This window comes from Actinomadura madurae (assembly GCF_900115095.1).
In the GTDB taxonomy this organism is placed as follows: Bacteria; Actinomycetota; Actinomycetes; order Streptosporangiales; family Streptosporangiaceae; genus Spirillospora; species Spirillospora madurae.
Genome location: NZ_FOVH01000020.1, coordinates 153494 through 171636, shown reverse-complemented (window position 1 = coordinate 171636; position 18143 = coordinate 153494). Strand labels below are relative to the sequence as shown.

General features: G+C 74.7%; 16 protein-coding genes, 1 rRNA gene and 1 pseudogene. 14 read left to right on the top strand and 4 right to left on the bottom strand.

Going from position 1 to position 18143, the window contains the following annotated elements; all coding sequences use genetic code 11:
• Positions 1-163: 163 nt before the first annotated feature.
• Positions 164-280, top strand: a 5S ribosomal RNA gene (gene rrf / locus BM339_RS39815).
• A gap of 62 nt (positions 281-342) precedes the next feature.
• Here the strand turns inward: rrf and BM339_RS50355 are convergent.
• Positions 343-1323, bottom strand: coding sequence for a hypothetical protein (locus BM339_RS50355; protein ID WP_177287890.1), 981 nt, complete (start codon positions 1321-1323; stop codon positions 343-345).
• Between BM339_RS50355 and BM339_RS39810 the strand changes: the two genes are divergently transcribed.
• The gene (locus tag BM339_RS39810) at positions 1312-2163 is read left to right on the top strand and encodes a hypothetical protein (RefSeq protein WP_256255736.1); all 852 of its coding nucleotides are present in this window, start codon (positions 1312-1314) and stop codon (positions 2161-2163) included. The genes BM339_RS50355 and BM339_RS39810 overlap by 12 nt on opposite strands.
• Positions 2164-2269: 106 nt before the next feature.
• Positions 2270-3436 carry an alkaline phosphatase PhoX gene (locus tag BM339_RS39805; protein WP_218163883.1) on the top strand — a complete coding sequence of 389 codons (1167 nt, stop codon included), beginning with the start codon at positions 2270-2272 and terminating at the stop codon, positions 3434-3436.
• 53 nt (positions 3437-3489) lie between these two features.
• On the opposite strand, the gene BM339_RS39800 is transcribed toward BM339_RS39805, so the two are convergent.
• Together BM339_RS39800 and BM339_RS39795 are read right to left on the bottom strand one after the other, a co-directional pair.
• On the bottom strand, positions 3490-4428 hold the full coding sequence (locus BM339_RS39800) for an MBL fold metallo-hydrolase (protein WP_075024216.1): 939 nt from the start codon (positions 4426-4428) through the stop codon (positions 3490-3492).
• A 7-nt stretch (positions 4429-4435) separates the two neighbouring features.
• Complete coding sequence (locus BM339_RS39795) at positions 4436-5782, bottom strand: DUF1015 family protein (protein WP_083598427.1); 1347 nt, start codon at positions 5780-5782, stop codon at positions 4436-4438.
• Positions 5783-5854: 72 nt separating this feature from the next.
• Between BM339_RS39795 and BM339_RS39790 the strand changes: the two genes are divergently transcribed.
• Both BM339_RS39790 and BM339_RS39785 read left to right on the top strand, forming a co-directional pair.
• Entirely contained in the window at positions 5855-6298 is a 444-nt protein-coding gene (locus BM339_RS39790) for a tetratricopeptide repeat protein (RefSeq protein WP_021598871.1), read from the top strand.
• Positions 6299-6353: 55 nt separating this feature from the next.
• Positions 6354-7355: an HAD-IIA family hydrolase gene (locus BM339_RS39785; RefSeq protein WP_021598872.1), complete on the top strand. Its 1002-nt coding sequence runs from the start codon at positions 6354-6356 to the stop codon at positions 7353-7355.
• Positions 7356-7396: 41 nt separating this feature from the next.
• Here BM339_RS39785 and BM339_RS39780 read toward each other — a convergent pair whose 3' ends face one another.
• On the bottom strand, positions 7397-7738 hold the full coding sequence (locus BM339_RS39780; protein ID WP_021598873.1) for an SCP2 sterol-binding domain-containing protein: 342 nt from the start codon (positions 7736-7738) through the stop codon (positions 7397-7399).
• 115 nt (positions 7739-7853) lie between these two features.
• Between BM339_RS39780 and BM339_RS39775 the strand changes: the two genes are divergently transcribed.
• From BM339_RS39775 to BM339_RS39735, 9 genes and pseudogenes are all read left to right on the top strand, one after another.
• Complete coding sequence (locus BM339_RS39775) at positions 7854-8129, top strand: hypothetical protein (RefSeq protein ID WP_075024215.1); 276 nt, start codon at positions 7854-7856, stop codon at positions 8127-8129.
• Between the two features lie 52 nt (positions 8130-8181).
• Positions 8182-8982 (top strand): TlyA family RNA methyltransferase, encoded by an 801-nt coding sequence (locus tag BM339_RS39770; RefSeq protein WP_075024214.1) that lies wholly within the window; start codon positions 8182-8184, stop codon positions 8980-8982.
• 112 nt (positions 8983-9094) lie between these two features.
• A pseudogene (locus tag BM339_RS39765) lies at positions 9095-9982 on the top strand (NAD kinase); the annotation flags it as partial.
• A 211-nt stretch (positions 9983-10193) separates the two neighbouring features.
• A complete protein-coding gene (gene recN / locus BM339_RS39760; protein ID WP_024935086.1) occupies positions 10194-11900 on the top strand; it encodes a DNA repair protein RecN in 1707 nt (568 codons plus the stop codon).
• A gap of 134 nt (positions 11901-12034) precedes the next feature.
• Positions 12035-13273 carry a putative cytokinetic ring protein SteA gene (gene steA, locus BM339_RS39755; protein ID WP_021599456.1) on the top strand — a complete coding sequence of 413 codons (1239 nt, stop codon included), beginning with the start codon at positions 12035-12037 and terminating at the stop codon, positions 13271-13273.
• A complete protein-coding gene (locus BM339_RS39750; RefSeq protein ID WP_024935087.1) occupies positions 13270-14226 on the top strand; it encodes a copper transporter in 957 nt (318 codons plus the stop codon). Before steA ends, BM339_RS39750 begins: the two co-directional genes overlap by 4 nt.
• Before the next feature lie 4 nt (positions 14227-14230).
• Positions 14231-15211 carry a hypothetical protein gene (locus tag BM339_RS39745; RefSeq protein ID WP_075024213.1) on the top strand — a complete coding sequence of 327 codons (981 nt, stop codon included), beginning with the start codon at positions 14231-14233 and terminating at the stop codon, positions 15209-15211.
• 46 nt (positions 15212-15257) lie between these two features.
• Positions 15258-16922: a murein biosynthesis integral membrane protein MurJ gene (gene murJ / locus BM339_RS39740; protein ID WP_244938675.1), complete on the top strand. Its 1665-nt coding sequence runs from the start codon at positions 15258-15260 to the stop codon at positions 16920-16922.
• Complete coding sequence (locus BM339_RS39735; protein WP_177287893.1) at positions 16912-18108, top strand: glycosyltransferase family 4 protein; 1197 nt, start codon at positions 16912-16914, stop codon at positions 18106-18108. The genes murJ and BM339_RS39735 overlap by 11 nt, the downstream gene beginning before the upstream one ends.
• The last annotated feature ends 35 nt before the right edge of the window (positions 18109-18143 follow it).

The window sequence follows — 18143 nt, the reverse complement described above, 5'->3', positions numbered from 1 at the left end:
CTTGAACACACATGACGTTCAAACCGAATCGCTGTTGTGAGTTGTTCGCGTCCCTGTGTGGTTCCTGGAAAACAACCGGGAACCCGCATTAATCAAGTGAATACCGAGCCTGGCTCGGACGTTGAGGCTTGCACACCCCTGCTGGGGGTGGTGCGTTGAGGCGTTCGGTGGTTTTGGCGAGGGGGAAACACCCGGTCCCATTCCGAACCCGGAAGTTAAGCCTCTCAGCGCCGATGGTACTGCATGGGAGACTGTGTGGGAGAGTAGGACACCGCCGGACTCATATTGGTCGAGGGTCGCCCCGATTTCCCGGGGCGGCCCTCGACGCATGTGGTGGTCTTCTCAAAGTAGGGTGAAGAGTCCACCGAACTTCCATCGAGAACAGTGACGGACGTGATGAGCGCGGAAGAGGACGGCCGCGGCGACGACAGCCGCGAGCGGCGGGGCGACAACGGGCGGCGGAACGCGCCGGCGCGGCGCGGGGGATACCCCCGCGGCGGTCAGGGAGCGTCGCCTTCCGGACCCCGCAAGGGCGGCGGCCCCCGTGGCGGTGCTCCTCGCGGTGGTGCTCCTCGCGCCGGTGGCCCGCAGGGCGGGCGCGGTCGTCCCGGTGGTGGCAAGGAGTGGGACGCGCGCGGCAAGCGTGATGACCGCGGTCAGCGCGGCGAGCGTCGTTTCGATGGTCCCCGTGCCGGTCAGGGAAGGCCGGGAGAGCGACGGCCTTCCGGAGGCCAGGGCGGCGAGCGTCGAGAGGGCCGTCCGGCCGGACCCCGTGGTCCGCGTGCGGGTCAAGGCGGTGGGCCGCGTCGCGACGGGCGTCCGGGTGGTCCCCAGGCCCGCGGCGGCCAGGGTGAGCGGCGCTTTGAGGGACGTCCGCAGGACCGCCCCGCCAGGGGACGCCGTGATGAGCGTGACGAAAGACGTCCGGGCGCGCGTCCGTTCGAGGGGAAGCGCGAAGACCGCCCCGGCGCGCGTCCGTTCGAGGGGAAGCGCGATGGCCGCTCCGGCGGGCGGCGGTTCGAGGGCAAGCGCGAAGGACGTCCGGGAGAGCGCGAGAAGCCGTTCAAGGGCCGTGGCGGACCGAAGCGTCCGCAGGACCGGCGTCGGCAGGACGGGCGCCCGCAGGGCGCGGGCAACCGCTCCTACGGGCCTCCTCGCGAGCGAGACGGCCGGAAGGCCCGGTTCGAGGAACGTGAGCGGCCGGCGCCGAAGCACGATGATCCGCTGCTGCCGGACGAGGTCACCGGTGACGAGCTGGACGCGGACGCGCGCGTCGAGTTGCGCACCCTGCCGAAGGAACTGGCCGCCAAGGTGGCCCGCCACCTCGTGATGGCCGGGCGGCTCGCCGAGGAGGAGCCGGAGCTGTCCTACCGGCACGCCAAGGCCGCAAGGCGGCTGGCGTCCCGTGTCGGCATCGTCCGGGAGGCCGCCGGGATCGCCGCCTACCACGCCGGGGAGTGGGCGGAGGCGCTCGCCGAGCTGCGGGCCGCGCGGCGGCTGGGCGCCGGTGACGACGCCTACCTGCCGTTGATGGCCGACTGCGAGCGCGGCCTCGACCGTCCCGAGCGGGCCCTCGACCTCGTCAAGTCACCGGAGGCCGAGAAACTCGACCCGATGGGACGCGTCGAGCTGCGCATCGTGGAGTCGGGCGTGCGCCGCGACCTCGGGCAGTACGACGCGGCCGTCGTCACGCTGCAGATCCCCGAGCTGCGCGACCGCCGGCTCAGGCCGTGGTCGATGCGGCTGTTCTACGCCTACGCGGACGCGCTCGTCGAGGCGGGACGCGAGGGGGAGGCGGCCGACTGGTTCGCGCGGGCCGCGGCGGCCGACCGGGACGGCGACACCGACGCCGCCGAACGCTACGCCGAGATCGAGGGCCTCCACATCCTCGACACCGAGGAAGACGGCGAAGCGCAGACCGGCGAAGCGCAGACCGGCGAAGCGCAGACCGGCGAAGCGCAGACCGGCGAAGCGCAGACCGGCGCAGAGCAGGCCGGCGGCGACCACGGGGCGGAGCCCGGCGAGGTCTCGGCGACCGACATCGCGTTCAAGCCAGCCGAACCCGAGGTGCAGGACGCCCTAGACGAGGACGCGCCCGAGGCCGCGGCGGTCTTCCTGGAGCCGAAGCCCGCCGGTGAGGAGCAGCCTCCTCCCGCGGAGTGACGCCCGGTACTTGACTGGCGGGTAGCTTTCCCGGATATTCCACGGGACCGCGCCATTCGGGGGGCCGCCGGAACAGCCCGGCGGTGATCGACCCCCGAGGAGTGCCATGCCCCTGAACCGCCGCTCGTTCCTGCGCGTCACCGCCGTCGCCGGAGGCACGACCGCCCTCTCAGGCGCCCTGTGGGGGCGGGCGTTCGCGTCCGGCCCGGCACAGCCCGGACCCAGCCCGTACGGTCCGCTGCGGGCCGCCGACGGCAACGGGCTGCAACTGCCGGACGGGTTCACCAGCAGGATCGTGGCGCGTTCCCTGCAACGCGTCGAGGGGACGAGGCACACGTGGCATCCGGCGCCCGACGGCGGCGCGTGCTTCCCCGCCGGGGATGGCTGGATCTACGTGAGCAACTCGGAGGTCCCGATCGTCGGCGGTGTGTCCGCGGTGCGGTTCGACGCGTCGGGGAAGGTCACGTCCGCCTACCGGATCCTGAACGGCACCTCGCTGAACTGCGCGGGCGGGGCGACGCCGTGGAACACGTGGCTGTCCTGCGAGGAACATGACATCGGGCTCGTCCACGAGACGGACCCGACAGGGCAGCAGGGGGCCACGGCCCGCCCGGCGATGGGCCGGTTCAAGCACGAGGCTGCGGCGTCCGACCCCGATCGGAAGGTCATCTACCTGACCGAGGACCAGTCGGACGGCTGCTTCTACCGGTTCCGGCCGAACACGTGGGGTGATCTGTCGTCGGGCAGGCTCGAAGTGCTGGTCGGCTCAGGGACAGGTCCCGTCCAGTGGGCGAAGGTGCCCAATCCCGAGTTCTGGCTCACGCCTACCCGTGAGCAGGTGGAGGGCGCCATGCATTTCGACGGTGGTGAAGGCTGCTACTACACGCACGGCGTCTGCTACTTCACCACCAAGGGGGACAACCGCGTCTGGGCGTATGACGCGGCAGCCCAGCGCCTCGACATCGCGTACGACGACGACCTCGTCACCACCGGCGAGGCCCCGCTGCACGGCGTCGACAATCTGACCGCGACGGCGTCCGGCGACCTCTACGTCGCCGAGGACGGCGACAACATGGAGATCAACATCGTGACGACGGACGGGGTGGTGGCGCCGGTCCTGCGCATCATCGGCCACGACGAGTCGGAGATCACCGGGCCGGCGTTCAGCCCGGACGGATCGCGCCTCTACTTCTCGTCCCAGCGCGGTAAGAGCGGGTTCATCGGCGGCACGGACGGCTACACCTTCGAGGTCACCGGCCCGTTCCGCCGCTGAGGCCCTCCCGGCCCGTTCCTCCGCTAGGCGGGCTTGCCCGGCCCGCTCCGCCGCTAGGCGGGCCTGCTGAGGGCGTGCAGGATGCCGGCGACGTTGCTCTCGGCGCTGTTCAGCACCTCGTACCTGGCGGCCAGCTCGGGGTCGATGTCGTCGCCAAGGATGGCGTAGCGGTCCTTGGTGCGCTCGACGACCATCGCGACGGCGTGGTCGAGGTCGAGGCCCTCGTCCTTGGCGTCGCGGACGGCGTCCACCCAGACCCGGAGCTCCTCCGCGGACCGCTCCAGCGTGTCGTCGACCTCCGCCACGGGCCCGTAGTGGGCGAACAGCAGCCGCTGCGGGCCCAGCGACCGGAACATCCCGAGCGACTTCAGCGCCGTGTCGAGGTCGAAGTCCGGCGGCGGCGTCGAGGGCTTCACGTCCGCCGTCTCGGGGATGTAGACGCCGGCCGCGTCGCCGACGTACAGGTCGCCGGTCTGCGAGTCCATCAGCCCGACATGGTGCTTGGCGTGCCCGGGGGAGTAGTGCGACTCCAGCCGGCGCCCGCCGCCGAGGTCGATCACGCCGGTGTCCTCGACGGCCCGGATCCGCGCCGCCTCCGTCGGCTTCAGCTCCCCGAACAGCGTGTCGAGGGCGTCGCCGTACACCATCCGGGCGCTGCGCAGGAGCCGGGACGGGTCCGCCAGGTGCCGCGCGCCCTTCTCGTGGACGACGACCTCGGCGCGCGGGTAGAGCCGGGCGATGTCGCCGACGCCGCCCGCGTGGTCGAGGTGGATGTGGGTCACGACCACGCTCGCGAGATCGTCCGGCCCGACGCCCAGCTCCCGCAGCGCCCACTGCATGGTGGGAGCGGAGGTGGACGTGCCGGGCTCCACCAGGCATGGCCGGTCGGACAGAATCAGGTATCCGGCGGTGATGCCGCTGTATCCGGCCATCCGGGTGTCGATCTCGTAGACGTCCCCGCCGAGCGGCGTGACCGTGGTCGTGGTGTCCATCCCCCGATCATGGCCTCTCGTCCAGGGCTGGGTCGAGAAGGCGCAGGACGAGGCCTGTGCGGGGCTTCGGGCCGAACGAGGTGGATTTGCGCGGTACGCGCTCGCCCTGTCCGGCGATGGCCAGCACGTCCTCCGTCTTGAGCGGGTTGAGGATCACCGCCGTGCCGCCCACGCGCCTGGCCCGGACGATCGCGGCGGACGGGTCGTCGTGCACCACCTCGATGGCGTTCTCGTTCTCCGGGACGTTCCACACGTTCCCGATGAGCAGATGGTCGAGGACCGCCGTGTCGAGCCGCCGCCAGCGCGGTGAGTGCTCGGACGGCATCGACCGGTTCAGCGCGTCCGGGTCGGGGTCGGCCAGCAGGTGGAGCGGGCCGCCGCCGAGCAGGAAGGCGGGGCCGTCCGCCGCCGCGAGCGCGTCGAGCGCCGCGCCCTCGTCCCCGAAGCCGGTCACGCGGAACACCTTGCGGGCCCTGCTCAGCGCCTCGTCCGGACGCAGGCCCGGCAGGACGCGGTGGATCGCGCCCAGGTGCGGCGGGTACCGCGTGGAGTCGACGAGCAGGGCGAGGCCCGCGTCCCAGGGGCCGGGGCCGTCGCCCGCGGCGTGATGGCGGGCCTGGAGGGCGCGGTAGGTGGCGTAGCGGTGGTGCCCGTCCGCGATGAGCGCCTGCCTGCCGCGCAGATCGGCGGCCACCCGGGCGTGCAGCGCGGGGTCGGTGACGCGCCACAGCCGGTGCGTCAGCCCGTCGTCGGCGCCGAACTCCAGCAGCGGCGGCTCGGCCGCGGCGCCGTCGACGATGCGGGCCGCGTCCCCGCCGCCCTCGTACACCAGGAAGATCGGCTCCAGGTTCGCGTTCGCCGCCGCCATCAGCGCCAGCCGATCGCGGACCGGGCCGGGGAAGACGTTCTCGTGCGGCAGGACGACGCGCTCGGCCTCCGCGCGCAGGCCCAGCCCGCCGATCAGGCCGCGCTGCAGGACCGTCCCGCCGCGGGCCGCCTCGTAGACGTACAGGGCCGGGACGGGGTCGACGGTGAGCGCGCCCTCGGCCAGCCAGCGGCGCAGGCGGTCGCCCGCCGCGTCGTAGCCCTCCCCGGCCGCGCGCGGCAGGTTGAGCCGGACGATGTTGTGGCCGCCGCCCGCCAGCAGCCGCATCGCCGCCGCCTCGTCGATGAGGTCGTAGGGCGGCATGGTCACCGACGCCAGATCGCCCGCGACCTCGGGGACGAAGCGGACGCCGCGGAACGGGGCCAGCTCCAGGCCCCCACCCGTCCGCGGCCCCGCCGTCCCGAAGATCCTGGCGCTGAACTCCTCCGGCCCGAGCCCGGAGGGGAGGTCGTCGTCCACGGGGGGCATCGTATGCACCCCGTGGCGTCCGGCGGCGTGCCGGGTACGTTCATAGTGGTCGGTGTCCGAGGGGAGGTCCACGTGAGTGATCAAGGGACCGGACGGCCCGAGGATTCCCCGGGCGACGATCCCGGCGAGCATGCGGCCTCGCCGGGAGGCGGGGTCTACGAGTGGTACACCCGGGGCCTGGAGCTGCTGAGGTCGGGCAGCGCCGCGGCGGCGCTGCAGCTGCTGGCGCGGGCCGCCGAGGCCGAGCCGCGGTCGCACAGCATCCGGGAGGCGCTCGCCCGCGCGCAGTTCGGCGCGCGGCAGTTCGGCGCGGCGGCGGAGAGTTTCCGCGGGATCGTGGAGGAGGAGCCCGCGGAGGACTACGCGCGGTTCGGGCTCGGGCTGGCGCTCAGCCGCATGGGCGACTTCCAGGGCGCCGTCGAGCATCTGGCGCTGGCGGCGGCCATGCGGCCGGAGAACCAGGACTACGCGAAGGCGCTGCGGCACGCCAGGGCCACGCTCGCGTCACGGCGCTGACCCGGCCGTTACCAGCCGGTACCGCCCCCTTACGATCGCAGGCATGAGGAGCCCCATGAAAGGCAGCGAGCGTCCGCTGAGCGAGGCGTACGACGTCGCCCTGCTCGACCTCGACGGGGTCGTCTACATCGGCCGCAGGCCCGTCCCGGCGGCGGCCGAGTCGCTCGCCAAGGCCCGCGCGGCGGGGCAGCGGCTCGCGTTCGTGACCAACAACGCCTCCCGGACGCCGTCGGCGGTCGCGGCCCTGCTCACCGACGTCGGCGTCCCGGCCGACCCGCGGGACGTGGTGACCTCCGCGCAGGCCGCCGCGCGCCTGCTCGCCGAACGGCTGCCCGCCGGGGCGGAGGTGCTCGTGGTCGGCGGCATGGGGCTGCGCCACGCCCTGTACCAGCAGGGCCTGCGCCCGGTGTCGACGGCGGCCGGACGTCCCGCCGCGGTCGTGCAGGGCTACCACCCCGACCTCGGCTACGGGCTCCTCTCCGAGGGCGCGCAGGCGGTCAGCATGGGCGCCCTGTTCGTCGGGTCCAACGGCGACCTGACCATCCCGGGCGGCGACGGGCCGCCCCATCCCGGCAACGGGTCCCTCCTCCGCGTGATCAGCGGTGCGACCGGGGTCGAGCCGATCGTCACCGGCAAGCCCGAGCGGCCCCTGCACCACGAGTCGATCCTGCGGACCGGCGCCGAGCGCCCGCTGGTGGTCGGCGACCGCCTCGACACCGACATCGAGGGCGCGCACAACGGGGGCGCCGACAGCCTCCTCGTCTTCACCGGGGTCACCGACCCCCTCCAGGCCCTGACCGCCCCGCCCGAGCGGCGGCCCACCTACTTGGCCGCCGACCTGACCGGGCTGCTCGTCCCGCACCCGGAGCCCGTCCGGGAGGACGGCGGCCACCGGTGCGGCGGCTGGACGGCCCGCCGCGACGGCGGCGCGTTCGCGGTCAGCGGATCCGGCGACCCCTACGACGGCCTCCGCGCCCTCGCGTCCGCCGCCTGGGAGACCGCAGCGCCCCCGTCGGCCGAAGCCCTGAGCGAGGCGCTGGAGACCCTCGCGCTCTGAGCCCGCCGCCGCGCGCCCCCGCGGATCGCAGGGACCGCGGGTCAGAGGAACTTGCGCAGGCGGAGGAGGTCGAAGATGCTCGCCTCGATCTTGAGGCGCCCGGCCGCCCACGCCTTGGCCGGGTTCAGCTCGTCGTTGGCCATCGCGACGAGGTCGTCGCTGTCCATGGTCAGCCGCACCTGCGCGGCCCCCGGGTCGCCGTCGGGCTCGAACGGGTCGAGGCCGCCCGCGTGCAGGCGGGTGCGGTAGGCCAGCCCGAGGTCCGGCACCCGGCAGCTGATCGTCCGCTCGACGACGTGCTCGGCGAGCCGGTCGGCGTCCACCTCCGCCAGGCGCGCCGCGACGCGCTCCAGCGCCGCGCGGCAGTCCTCCTCGTTCGCCATGGTCAGGCCGTTCCCCGTTCGTCCGGCAACGATGTCGTTCAGGGACGGTAGCGTTCATGGTGAGCCGGAGGCGACTCGTCACGGGCGCTCCGGGAGCACTGGGAGGTAAAACGTGATGTCCGACGAGGCCGCGGAGGAGCCGGGCTTCCCGGCCGTGCCGCCGCCCGACCCCACCGGCGACCCCCGCGTGGACGCCGCCGTGGCGCGCCTCGGCGAGCTCGGCGGGCGGCCCGTCCCCGAGCACGTGGAGATCTTCGAGGACGTCCACCAGCGGCTCCAGGAGCTCCTCGCGTCCGCCGGCCAGGACGAGGGGCCCGGCCTAGCCGAGCGGCCCGAGCGGCCCGAGCCGCCCCGTCCCGCCTTCCCCGGCGCCCTGCGCCCGCGCCCGTGAGCCGTGCGAGGGGCCCGGCGCGCCCGCCGGGCGGCCGGGCGGAGGCCCGGCGATGAGCAGGCGCAGGCTGGACGCGGAGCTGGTGCGGCGCGGCCTTGCCCGGTCGCGCGAGCACGCCGGGCAGCTGATCGGCGACGGCCGGGTCCGCGTCGGCGGGCAGACCGCGGCGAAGGCGGCGACGCAGGTCGAGGCCGGGGCCGCGATCGTCGTGGACGAGGCCGGCGGCGGCCCCGAGTACGTCTCCCGCGGCGGGCACAAGCTCGCCGGCGCGCTGGAGGCGTTCGGTGACCTGCGCGTGAAGGGCCGCGTATGCCTGGACGCGGGCGCCTCGACCGGCGGGTTCACCGATGTCCTGCTGCGCGCGGGCGCGGCGCGCGTGTACGCGGTCGACGTCGGCTACGGGCAGATCGCCTGGTCGCTGCGCACCGACGACCGGGTCACCGTCCTTGAACGGGTCAACGTCCGCGACCTGGAACCCGGCATGCTCGGCGGCCCGCCCGCGGGCCTGGTCGTCGGCGACCTGTCGTTCATCTCGCTGAAGCTCGTGCTCGCGCCGCTCCAGAGGTGCGCGGCCCCCGAGGCCGACTACGCCGTCATGGTGAAGCCGCAGTTCGAGGTCGGCAAGGACCGGGTGGGCGCGGGCGGCGTCGTACGCGACCCGGAGCTGCGCGCCGGCGCCGTGCGCGGCGTGGCCGGGCACGCGGCCACGCTCGGCCTCGGCGTCCTCGGGGTGACGGCGAGCCCGCTGCCCGGCCCGTCCGGCAACGTGGAGTACTTCCTGTGGCTGCGCGCGGGCGCCCCGCCGCTCGACGACGAGGCGCTGCGGAAGGCCATCGAGGCGGGTCCGCAATGAGCGGCGGCGGTCCCCGGAACGTACAGAGGACGTCCGAACCGGGAACGTCCCAGCGAGGGACGTTCGTCCAGACGTCTGTACGCCGTAGCGCGTCGGGGAGTGGGGCGAGAGCATGAGCAAGAGGTCGGTGCTGGTCGTGGCGCACACCGGGCGGCCCGAGGCGGTCCGCAGCGCGCAGCTGGTCATCGAGCGGCTCAGCCAGGCCGGGATCTGCGTCCGGGTCCTGGACGAGGAGGCCGGGGAGATCGGCTGCACGGGCGTGGACGTGATGCCCGGCACCGCCGCGGCGGCCGACGGCGCCGAGGTCGTCATGGTCCTCGGCGGCGACGGGACGCTGCTGCGCGCCGCCGACCTGACCCGCTCGTCCGGCACCCCGCTGCTCGGCGTCAACCTCGGCCACGTCGGGTTCCTCGCCGAGGCCGAGCGGGACGACCTCGCCGCCACCGTCGACCGCGTGTGCACCCGCCGCTACGACGTCGAGGAGCGGATGACCATCGACGTCATCGCGCGCCGCAACGGCACCGTCCTCGGCACGACCTGGGCGCTGAACGAGGCGAGCATCGAGAAGGCCGAGCGGGAGCGGATGCTGGAGGTCGTCGCCGAGATCGACGGCCGGCCGCTGTCGAACTGGGGCTGCGACGGCGTGGTGTGCGCCACACCGACCGGCTCCACCGCGTACGCGTTCTCCGCCGGCGGCCCGGTCGTGTGGCCCGAGGTGGAGGCGATGCTGGTCGTCCCGATCAGCGCGCACTCGCTGTTCGCGCGGCCGCTGGTGGTGTCGCCGCGGTCGTCGGTCGCGGTCGAGGTGCTGCCGGGCACGCCCCGCGCCGTCCTGTGGTGCGACGGGCGCCGCACCCTCGACCTGCCGCCGGGGGCGCGGGTGGAGGTCCGCCGCGGCGCCGAGCCGGTGCGGCTCGCGCGGCTGCACCTCACCCCGTTCACCGACCGGCTGGTCACCAAGTTCGGGCTGCCCGTGACGGGGTGGCGCGGGCGGGTCAGGCAGCCCTCCCGGCCGTCCCCGCCGCTCGGGGACTCGCAGGTCGGGGACGCCCCGGCGGCCGGCGGCATCGCCGAGTACCCGGGCCCCGGATTCGCCCCGGAGGGCGTGCCCCCGGAGCGGGACGGGGAGGCGTCCGGCGGGCAGAGGGGATAATCTCCACAGGCGCTGATCGGGGATCTGTTTGCGGAGGGTTGTGACGCTGGTGCGTCCGATGGTCGATGAGGTGCGGATCCAGGGCCTCGGTGTGATCGACGAGGCCGTGCTCGATCTGTCGCCGGGCTTCAACGTGGTGACCGGGGAGACCGGGGCGGGCAAGACCATGGTGGTCACCAGCCTCGGCCTGCTGTTCGGCGGCCGCGCCGACCCGCAGCGGGTCAGGCCGGGCGCGGACCGCGCCACGGTCGAGGGCCGGATCGTCGTCGATCCCGGCGGCCGGGTGGTCGAGCGGGTCGAGGAGTCCGGCGGCGAGCTGGACGACGGCGCGCTGATCGTCACCCGGTCGGTGTCGGCGGAGGGCCGCTCCCGCGCGTTCCTCGGCGGCCGGTCCGTCCCGGTGAACGTGCTGATCAACCTGGCCGACGACCTGGTCGCCGTGCACGGCCAGTCCGACCAGCAGCGGCTGCTCCAGTCGTCCCGGCAGCGCGGCGCGCTCGACCGGTACGCGGGCGGCGCGCTGACCAAGCCGATGCGGGCCTACACCAAGGCGTACCAGCGGCACCGCCAGGTCAGCGCGCTGCTGGAGGAGCTGACCACGCGGGCCCGCGAGCGCGCCCAGGAGGCGGACCTGCTGCGCTTCGGCCTGGAGGAGATCGAGAAGGTCGACCCCAAGGAGGGCGAGGACACCGACCTCGCAGCCGAGGAGGAGCGGCTCGGTCACGCCGACGCGCTGCGCGGCGCCGCCGACACCGCGCACGAGGCGCTGCTCGGCGACCCGGCCGCCGCGTTCGAGGCCGCGAACGTGACGAGCCTGCTCGGCACCGCCCGCAACGCGCTGGAGGCCGTCCGCGACCACGACCCGGAGCTGGCGGCGCTCGCCGACCGGCTCACCGAGGCCGGCTACCTCGTCTCCGACGTCGGCACCGACCTCGCCTCCTACGCCGAGTCGGTGGACGCCGACCCGGCGCGGCTCGCCGCCGTCCAGGAGCGGCGCGCCGAGCTGACCGCGCTGACCCGCAAGTACGGCGGGACGGACGGGAGCGTCGCCGAGGTCCTCGAATGGGCCCGCACGTCCGCGTCCCGGCTCGGGGAGCTGGAGGGCGACGACGACCGCATCGACGAGCTGCGCGCCGAGCACGCCGAGCTGACCGAGCGGCTCACCGCCGAGGCGGCGGAGCTGACCGCCGTCCGCACCCGTGCCGCCGAGCGGTTCTCCGGCGCCGTCACCGAGGAGCTGACCGCGCTGGCGATGCCGCACGCCCGCGTCGTCGTCACCGTGACCCCGACCGGGGACTACGGCCCGCACGGCGTCGACGAGGTCGAGGTGCGGCTCGCGCCGCATCCGGGGTCGCCGCCGCTGCCGCTGCACAAGGGCGCCTCGGGCGGCGAGCTGTCCCGGGTGATGCTGGCGATCGAGGTCGTGTTCGCCGGCGCCGACCCGGTGCCGACGTTCGTGTTCGACGAGGTGGACGCCGGCGTCGGCGGCAAGGCCGCGGTGGAGATCGGGCGGCGGCTGGCCCGGCTGGCCCGCAACGCGCAGGTGATCGTCGTCACGCACCTGCCGCAGGTCGCCGCGTTCGCCGACCAGCACCTGCTGGTGGAGAAGTCCGACGACGGGACGGTCACCAGGAGCGGCGTGACCGCGCTGGACCGGGAGGGCCGCGTGCGGGAGCTGTCCCGGATGCTCGCCGGGCTGGAGGACTCCGAACTCGGCCGCGCCCACGCCGAGGAGCTCCTCGCCATGGCGGCCGAGGAGGACTGACCGCTCCACCCGGGCGCCGCGGCGGAGCCAGCACCGGCCGTCCCGGCAAAGACTACAGAGAGTGCGCGAACGGACACGCCAGGACAGTCGATCTTTCCGGCGGCCACCGCCGTGCTCTGGCAGGATGGTTGGTGATGAACGAGTCGTCACCCGCCACTGAGCGCCGCGTCCGGCTGACCGGAAAACTGCCGCGGCGCGTGCTCACGCTGGGCCGAGGCCGCGACGACGGCCGGCCGGGGGTCTGCGCCACCGTCCGGCTCGACCGCCGCACCAAGGACCTGACCAAGCGGCTGCAGCCCGGCGAGGTCGCGGTGATCGACCATGTCGACCTGGACCGGGTCAGCGCCGAGGCGCTGGTGTCGCGCGAGGTCGGCGCGGTCGTCAACGTCGCGCCCAGCATCTCCGGCCGGTACCCCAACCTCGGCCCGCAGATCCTGATCGAGGCCGGCATCCCGCTGGTGGACGACGTCGGCCCGGAGATCTTCGGCAAGCTGCACGAGGGCGACCAGGTCCGCGTCGAGGGGTGCGCCGTGCACCGCGGCGAGGACGTCGTCGCCAAGGGCACCGAGCAGACCGCCGAGTCCGTCGAGGAGGCGCTGACCGAGGCCAAGGCGGGGCTGTCGGCCCAGCTGGAGGCGTTCGTCGCCAACACGATGGAGTACGTCAAGCGCGAGCGCGACCTGCTCATCGACGGCGTCGGCGTCCCCGAGGTGGCCACGAAGATCAGCGGGCGGCACGCGCTGATCGTCGTCCGCGGCTACCACTACCGCGAGGACATCGCGACCCTGCGGCCCTACCTGCGCGAGTACCGGCCCGTGCTGATCGGGGTGGACGGCGGCGCCGACGCGCTGATGGAGGCCGGCTACCGCCCCGACATGATCGTCGGCGACATGGACTCGGTCTCCGACGACGCCCTCACCAGCGGCGCCGAGCTCGTCGTGCACGCCTACCGGGACGGGCGGGCGCCCGGCCTCAAGCGCGTCCACGAGCTGGGGCAGGAGGCCGTGGTCTTCCCGGCCGCCGCCACCAGCGAGGACATCGCCATGCTGCTCGCCGACGACAAGGGCGCCTCGCTGATCGTCGCGGTCGGCACGCACGCCAACATGGAGGAGTTCTTCGACAAGGGGCGCGCCGGCATGGCCAGCACGTTCCTCACCCGCCTGCGCGTCGGCAGCAAGCTCGTCGACGCCAAGGGCGTGAGCCGGCTCTACCGCAGCCGCATCTCCACCTGGTCGCTGCTGTTCCTCGTCCTCGGCGCGTTCATCGCCATCGTCACCGCCGTCGCCATGTCCCCGGCGGGGGACGTCATCAGTCCCCTGCTCGCCGACCGCTGGCACGCCTTCGTCTTCTGGCTGACCGGACTCTTCACGTGATCGATTTCCGTTACCACCTCGTCTCCATCGTCGCGATCTTCCTCGCGCTGGCGCTCGGCATCGTGCTCGGCTCGACCACGCTGTCGAACTCGGTGAGCGACACCCTGCGCCAGCAGGCGAACTCCGCGGCCAAGACCGCCCAGCAGGCCCGGCTGGCGCAGCGCGACCTGCAGCACCAGGTGAACGGGCAGGAGCAGTTCACCGAGGTGCTCTCGCCGCAGCTCGTCGAGAACCGGCTCAAGGGCCAGTCCGTGGTCCTGGTCGAGACGCCGGGCGCCGGCGACGACAGCATCGAGCAGGTCAGCGAGCTCGCCAAGAACGCCGGTGCCGCCGTCACCGGGCGTGTCACGATCCAGACCAAGTTCCTGGACGACGACCAGCAGACCACCGTCGACGAGCTCGCCACGCAGCTCAAGGCCGACGACGTCACGTTCCCCGACGACGCGAACGCCTACACCAAGGCCGGCGCGGTCCTCGCCAACGCGCTCGTCACCAAGGACCCCGCCAAGTCCGGCCGCGAGGACGCCGCCGGCGGCGCCGTCCTCAACGGCTTCAAGGAGGCCGGATACGTCACCACCAGCGGCAAGCCCGGCCAGCACGCGACGCTCGCGGTGATGGTCGCCCCCTCCGCGCCCTACGCCTACGACGGCGGCGGCGACGACAACAAGGCACTGATCTCGCTGGCCTCCGCACTCGACGGCGCCGGGCGCGGTACCGTCGTCGGTGGCCCGCCGACCTCCGCGCAGGAGGGCGGGCTGATCGCGGCGCTGCGCGACTCCGACGCCGCCGACTCGGTCTCCGCCGTCGACGTGGTGGACACCGCGTCCGGCCAGGTCGTGGCGATCCTGGCGCTGCAGAAGGAGATCGGCGGCAAGTCCGGGCAGTACGGCACGGGCGCCGGCGTGAGCGGCTACCTGCCCTCGCCCGCGCCCACGGCGGGGAAGAACGGGTGACCTGATGAGACGAGGCATCGCCACCGGTGCGCGGTTCGCGGCCGGGCTCGGCCTGGGCGCCGCGGCCGCACGCGCCGCCTACGCCGCGCTGACGCGCCGCCCTCCGGGCCTGAACGGCCTGCCCGGCGAGGAGGTCTGGGGCCGCACCAACCACCGCGGCGAACCGGTGACGCTGCTGGAGGGGCCCGCCGTCGTCGCGGGCGCCGCCGCGGCCGGGCTGGTCGCGCCCGGGGTCCCCGGCCGGATGCGCGCGGCGGCCCTGCTCGCGGGCGCCGGCTCCGGCGTCCTCGGCGGCTATGACGACCTCGCCGGCTCCGGCTCGTCCCGCGGCTTCAAGGGCCACCTGGCCGCCCTCGCCCGCGGCGAGGTGACCAGCGGCGCGGTGAAGATCCTCGGCATCGGCGCGACCGGGCTGGCCGCCGCGGCCGTCGCCGGGTCGCCCGCCCCGTCCCGGACGGGACGCGCGTTCGACACCCTGCTCAACGGCGCGATCATCGCCGGGTCGGCGAACCTGATGAACCTGTTCGACCTGCGTCCCGGCCGCGCCGTCAAGGTCGGGCTCATCGCCGGCACGCCGCTGGCGCTGACCCGGTCCGGCTCCGCGGTCGTCGCCGCGCCGCTCGGCGCCGCCGCCGCGCTGCTCCCCGAGGACCTCGGCGAGCGCGCGATGCTCGGCGACACCGGCGCCAACGCGCTCGGCGCGCTGCTCGGCCTCGCCGCGACCCGCCTCGGGCGGGGGCCGCGGCTCGCCGTCCTCACCGGGATCGCCGGGCTGAACGCGGCCAGCGAGTTCGTCAGCTTCACCAAGGTCATCGCCGGCAACCCGGTGCTGAACCGCATCGACATGCTCGGCCGCCGCCCGGCCGCCGTGCCCGTCCCCGCCCCGGCGGAGGCGGACAAGCCGGTGACGGACGACGCGTTCCACGCGTCCGTGCCGCCGCAAGCGGGCCCGGCGGGCAACGGCGTGGCCGCCGACCCGGCCTAGCGCGCGGACGGCCCCCCGCCCCTCTCGCAGCGTGCCTTCCTCCACCGTGCCCTCGTCCGAAGCGTCCCCGCCGACCAGGCCGGCGTCCGCCATGCGCAGGCTGACCGGCGGGCTCGCCGGTGCCGCCCTGGTCATCGCGGTCATCACGGTGCTGTCCAGGCTCGCCGGGTTCGGGCGCACCTACGCGTTCTCGCAGACGGTCACCACGTCCTGCCTCAGCCAGGCGTACTTCACCTCCACGCAGTTCCCCAGCATCGTGTACGAGATCGTCGCGGGCGGCGCGCTCGCCAGCATGGTCGTGCCGGTGCTGGCGGGCCCCGCCGAGCGCGGCGACCGGGACGAGGTCCGCCGGATCGGGTCGGCGCTGCTCACCTGGATCGTCGTGCTGATGGTGCCGCTGTCGGCGCTGATGGCGCTCGCGTCCCGCCCGGTGATGGAGCTGCTGGCGGGCGGCGACCTGCAGGGATGCTCGCGCGGCCAGATCGTCGACGTCGGCTCGACCATGCTCGCGATCCAGTCCGTCCAGATGGTGATGTACGGGATGGCGGTCGTGCTGTACGGGCTGCTGCAGTCGCACCGCCGGTTCGTCGCGCCGGCGCTGGCGCCGCTGATGTCGAGCCTGGTGGTGATCGGCGCCTACGTCGCGTACGCGCCCCTCGGCCGCGGGTTCGAGAACGACCTCGCAGGGCTCCCGACGGGCGCGATGCTGACGCTGTCGGTCGGGACGGCGCTCGGCGGTGTCGCGATGGCCGCCACCGCGGGGATCGCGGCCTGGCGGCTGCGGCTCCGGCTGCGCCCGACGCTGCGCTTCCCGGACGGGGTGGCGCCGCGGGTGCGGCGGCTCGCGGTCGCCGGCCTGGCGACGGTCGCGGCGCAGCAGCTGTCGGCGCTGCTCGTGGTCCGGCTCAGCTACGAGGGGACGGGCGGCGCGCTCGCGAACTACCAGTACGCGTGGGCGATCTACCTGCTGCCGTGGGCGATCCTGGCGGTGCCGATCGCGACCAGCGCGTTCCCGATGCTGTCGGCGCGGATGAGCGCCGGGGAGCGGGAGCGGTTCGACCAGGTCACCGCGTCCACCACCCGCGCGGTGGTCCTGGTGTCGTGCGCGGGGGCCGCCGTGCTCGCGGCCGTCGCGCTGCCGGTCGGGGCCGTGTTCAACCCTGGCCACCCCGGCCAGCAGGACGTGCTGTCCAAGGCGGTGCTCGCGTTCGCGCCCGGCCTGCTCGGATACGGTCTCGTCGCGCATCTCCAGCGGGTGCTGTTCGCGTGCCACAAGGGCCGGATGGGCGCCTCGGCGATCGTCGTGGGCTGGCTCGTCGTGATGGTCGCCGACGTCGCGCTGGTGCTGTCGGTCGACCGGCAATGGGTGGTCGCCGCGCTCGGCATCGGCAACGCGGCCGGCATGACGGTCGCCGGGGTGCTGCTCCTCGGGACGCTCGCCCGCGCGCGGGGCGCGGCGTCCGTGCGCGGGCTCCCGCGCGCGCTGGCCGCCGGGCTGCTCGGCGCCGCCGCGGGCGGGGCCGCCGGATACGCGACGGCCGCGCTGCTCGGCCTCGGCGGGACCGGCCCGGCGGGGGAGCTGCGCAACGCCGGGACGGGGGCGCTCGCCGCGCTCGTCGCCGCCGCGGTGTTCCTGATCATCGCATTCGTGATCGACGGCCGGGATCTGCGGGCCGTCCTCAGCCGGAAGGTCACCCGCAATGTCCGATGAGCATCTGGACGGCCTGCGCGTGGCGCTGGTCCTCGGCACCAGCGCCGGCGGCGTCGGCCGGCACGTCCGGTCGGTCGCCGAGCGCCTGGCCGGGCGCGGCGCCCGCGTCCTGGTCTGCGGCCCGGCGTCGACCGAGGAGCTGTTCGGGTTCGCCGAGGGCGGCGCCCGCTTCGCCGAGGTCGACCTCGCCGACCGGGCACGTCCGGTGAGCGACGCCAGGGCCGCCGCCCGGCTGCGTGGGCTGCTGCGCGACGCGGACGTCGTCCACGCCCACGGGCTGCGCGCGGGAGCCCTCGCGGTCGCGGCGTGCGCGCGCGTCGCGCCGGGGCCGCTGCGCTTCGCGCGGGGCGGGCCGCCGCTGGTCGTCACCCTGCACAACGCCGTCATCGCGGGCGGGCGGACCGCCGCCGTCTACGGGCTGCTGGAGCGCGTCGTGGCGCGCGGCGCCGCCCGGGTCCTCGGCGTCTCACCCGATCTGGAGGACCGGATGCGCGGCCTCGGCGCCCGCTCGGTCGGGCATGCGATCGTCCCCGCCCCCGCGCCGCGGGCCCAGCCGGGCCCCGCCGTGCGCGCCGACCTGCGGGCGGAGCTGGGCGTGGGGGAGCGGCCGCTGATCGTCACGGTCGGGCGGCTGGCCCGGCAGAAGGGCCTGCCGACCCTGCTGGACGCGGCGCGCGGCTGGACGGGGCGCACCCCGCCGCCGCTGGTCGCGATCGCCGGCGACGGGCCGCTGGAGGACGAGCTGCGCGCCCGCGTCGAGGCCGAGGACCTGCCCGTCCGGCTGCTCGGCCGCCGCTCCGACGTCGCCGCGCTGCTGGCCGCCTGCGACGTGGCGGTCGTGCCGAGCGTGTGGGAGGGGCAGCCGCTGATCGTCCAGGAGATCCTGCGGGCCGGGCGGCCGCTGGTGGCGACCCGGGTCGGCGGCATCCCCGGGATGCTCGGCGCGGCGGAGCGTGGCGGGGAGGAGCCGCTGCTCCAGGGGCCGGAGAGCGAGGCGGCCCTGCTGGTGCCGCCGAACGACGCGGAGGCGCTCGGCCGCGCGGTGGACCGCGTCCTGGACGACCCGTCGCTCGCGGCGCGGCTCGCCTCGGCCGCCGCCCAGCGGTCGGCGCTGCTGCCGGACGAGGACGACGCCGCCGATCAGCTCGCGGCCCTCTACCTGGAAGTGGTGGGAACCCGCCGCTGACCCCCGCGGGGGTGGGAGGTGACCGGACCTTAGAC

Excerpts from the sequence above, each read along its gene's own strand:
- BM339_RS39805 (WP_218163883.1), top strand. The coding sequence starts at position 2,270 with ATGCCCCTGAACCGCCGCTCGTTCCTGCGCGTCACCGCCGTCGCCGGA.
- BM339_RS39800 (WP_075024216.1), bottom strand. The coding sequence starts at position 4,428 with ATGGACACCACGACCACGGTCACGCCGCTCGGCGGGGACGTCTACGAG.
- BM339_RS39795 (WP_083598427.1), bottom strand. The coding sequence starts at position 5,782 with ATGCCCCCCGTGGACGACGACCTCCCCTCCGGGCTCGGGCCGGAGGAG.
- BM339_RS39785 (WP_021598872.1), top strand. The coding sequence starts at position 6,354 with ATGAAAGGCAGCGAGCGTCCGCTGAGCGAGGCGTACGACGTCGCCCTG.
- BM339_RS39780 (WP_021598873.1), bottom strand. The coding sequence starts at position 7,738 with ATGGCGAACGAGGAGGACTGCCGCGCGGCGCTGGAGCGCGTCGCGGCG.
- BM339_RS39775 (WP_075024215.1), top strand. The coding sequence starts at position 7,854 with ATGTCCGACGAGGCCGCGGAGGAGCCGGGCTTCCCGGCCGTGCCGCCG.
- BM339_RS39770 (WP_075024214.1), top strand. The coding sequence starts at position 8,182 with ATGAGCAGGCGCAGGCTGGACGCGGAGCTGGTGCGGCGCGGCCTTGCC.
- recN (WP_024935086.1), top strand. The coding sequence starts at position 10,194 with ATGGTCGATGAGGTGCGGATCCAGGGCCTCGGTGTGATCGACGAGGCC.
- steA (WP_021599456.1), top strand. The coding sequence starts at position 12,035 with ATGAACGAGTCGTCACCCGCCACTGAGCGCCGCGTCCGGCTGACCGGA.
- BM339_RS39745 (WP_075024213.1), top strand. The coding sequence starts at position 14,231 with ATGAGACGAGGCATCGCCACCGGTGCGCGGTTCGCGGCCGGGCTCGGC.
- BM339_RS39735 (WP_177287893.1), top strand. The coding sequence starts at position 16,912 with ATGTCCGATGAGCATCTGGACGGCCTGCGCGTGGCGCTGGTCCTCGGC.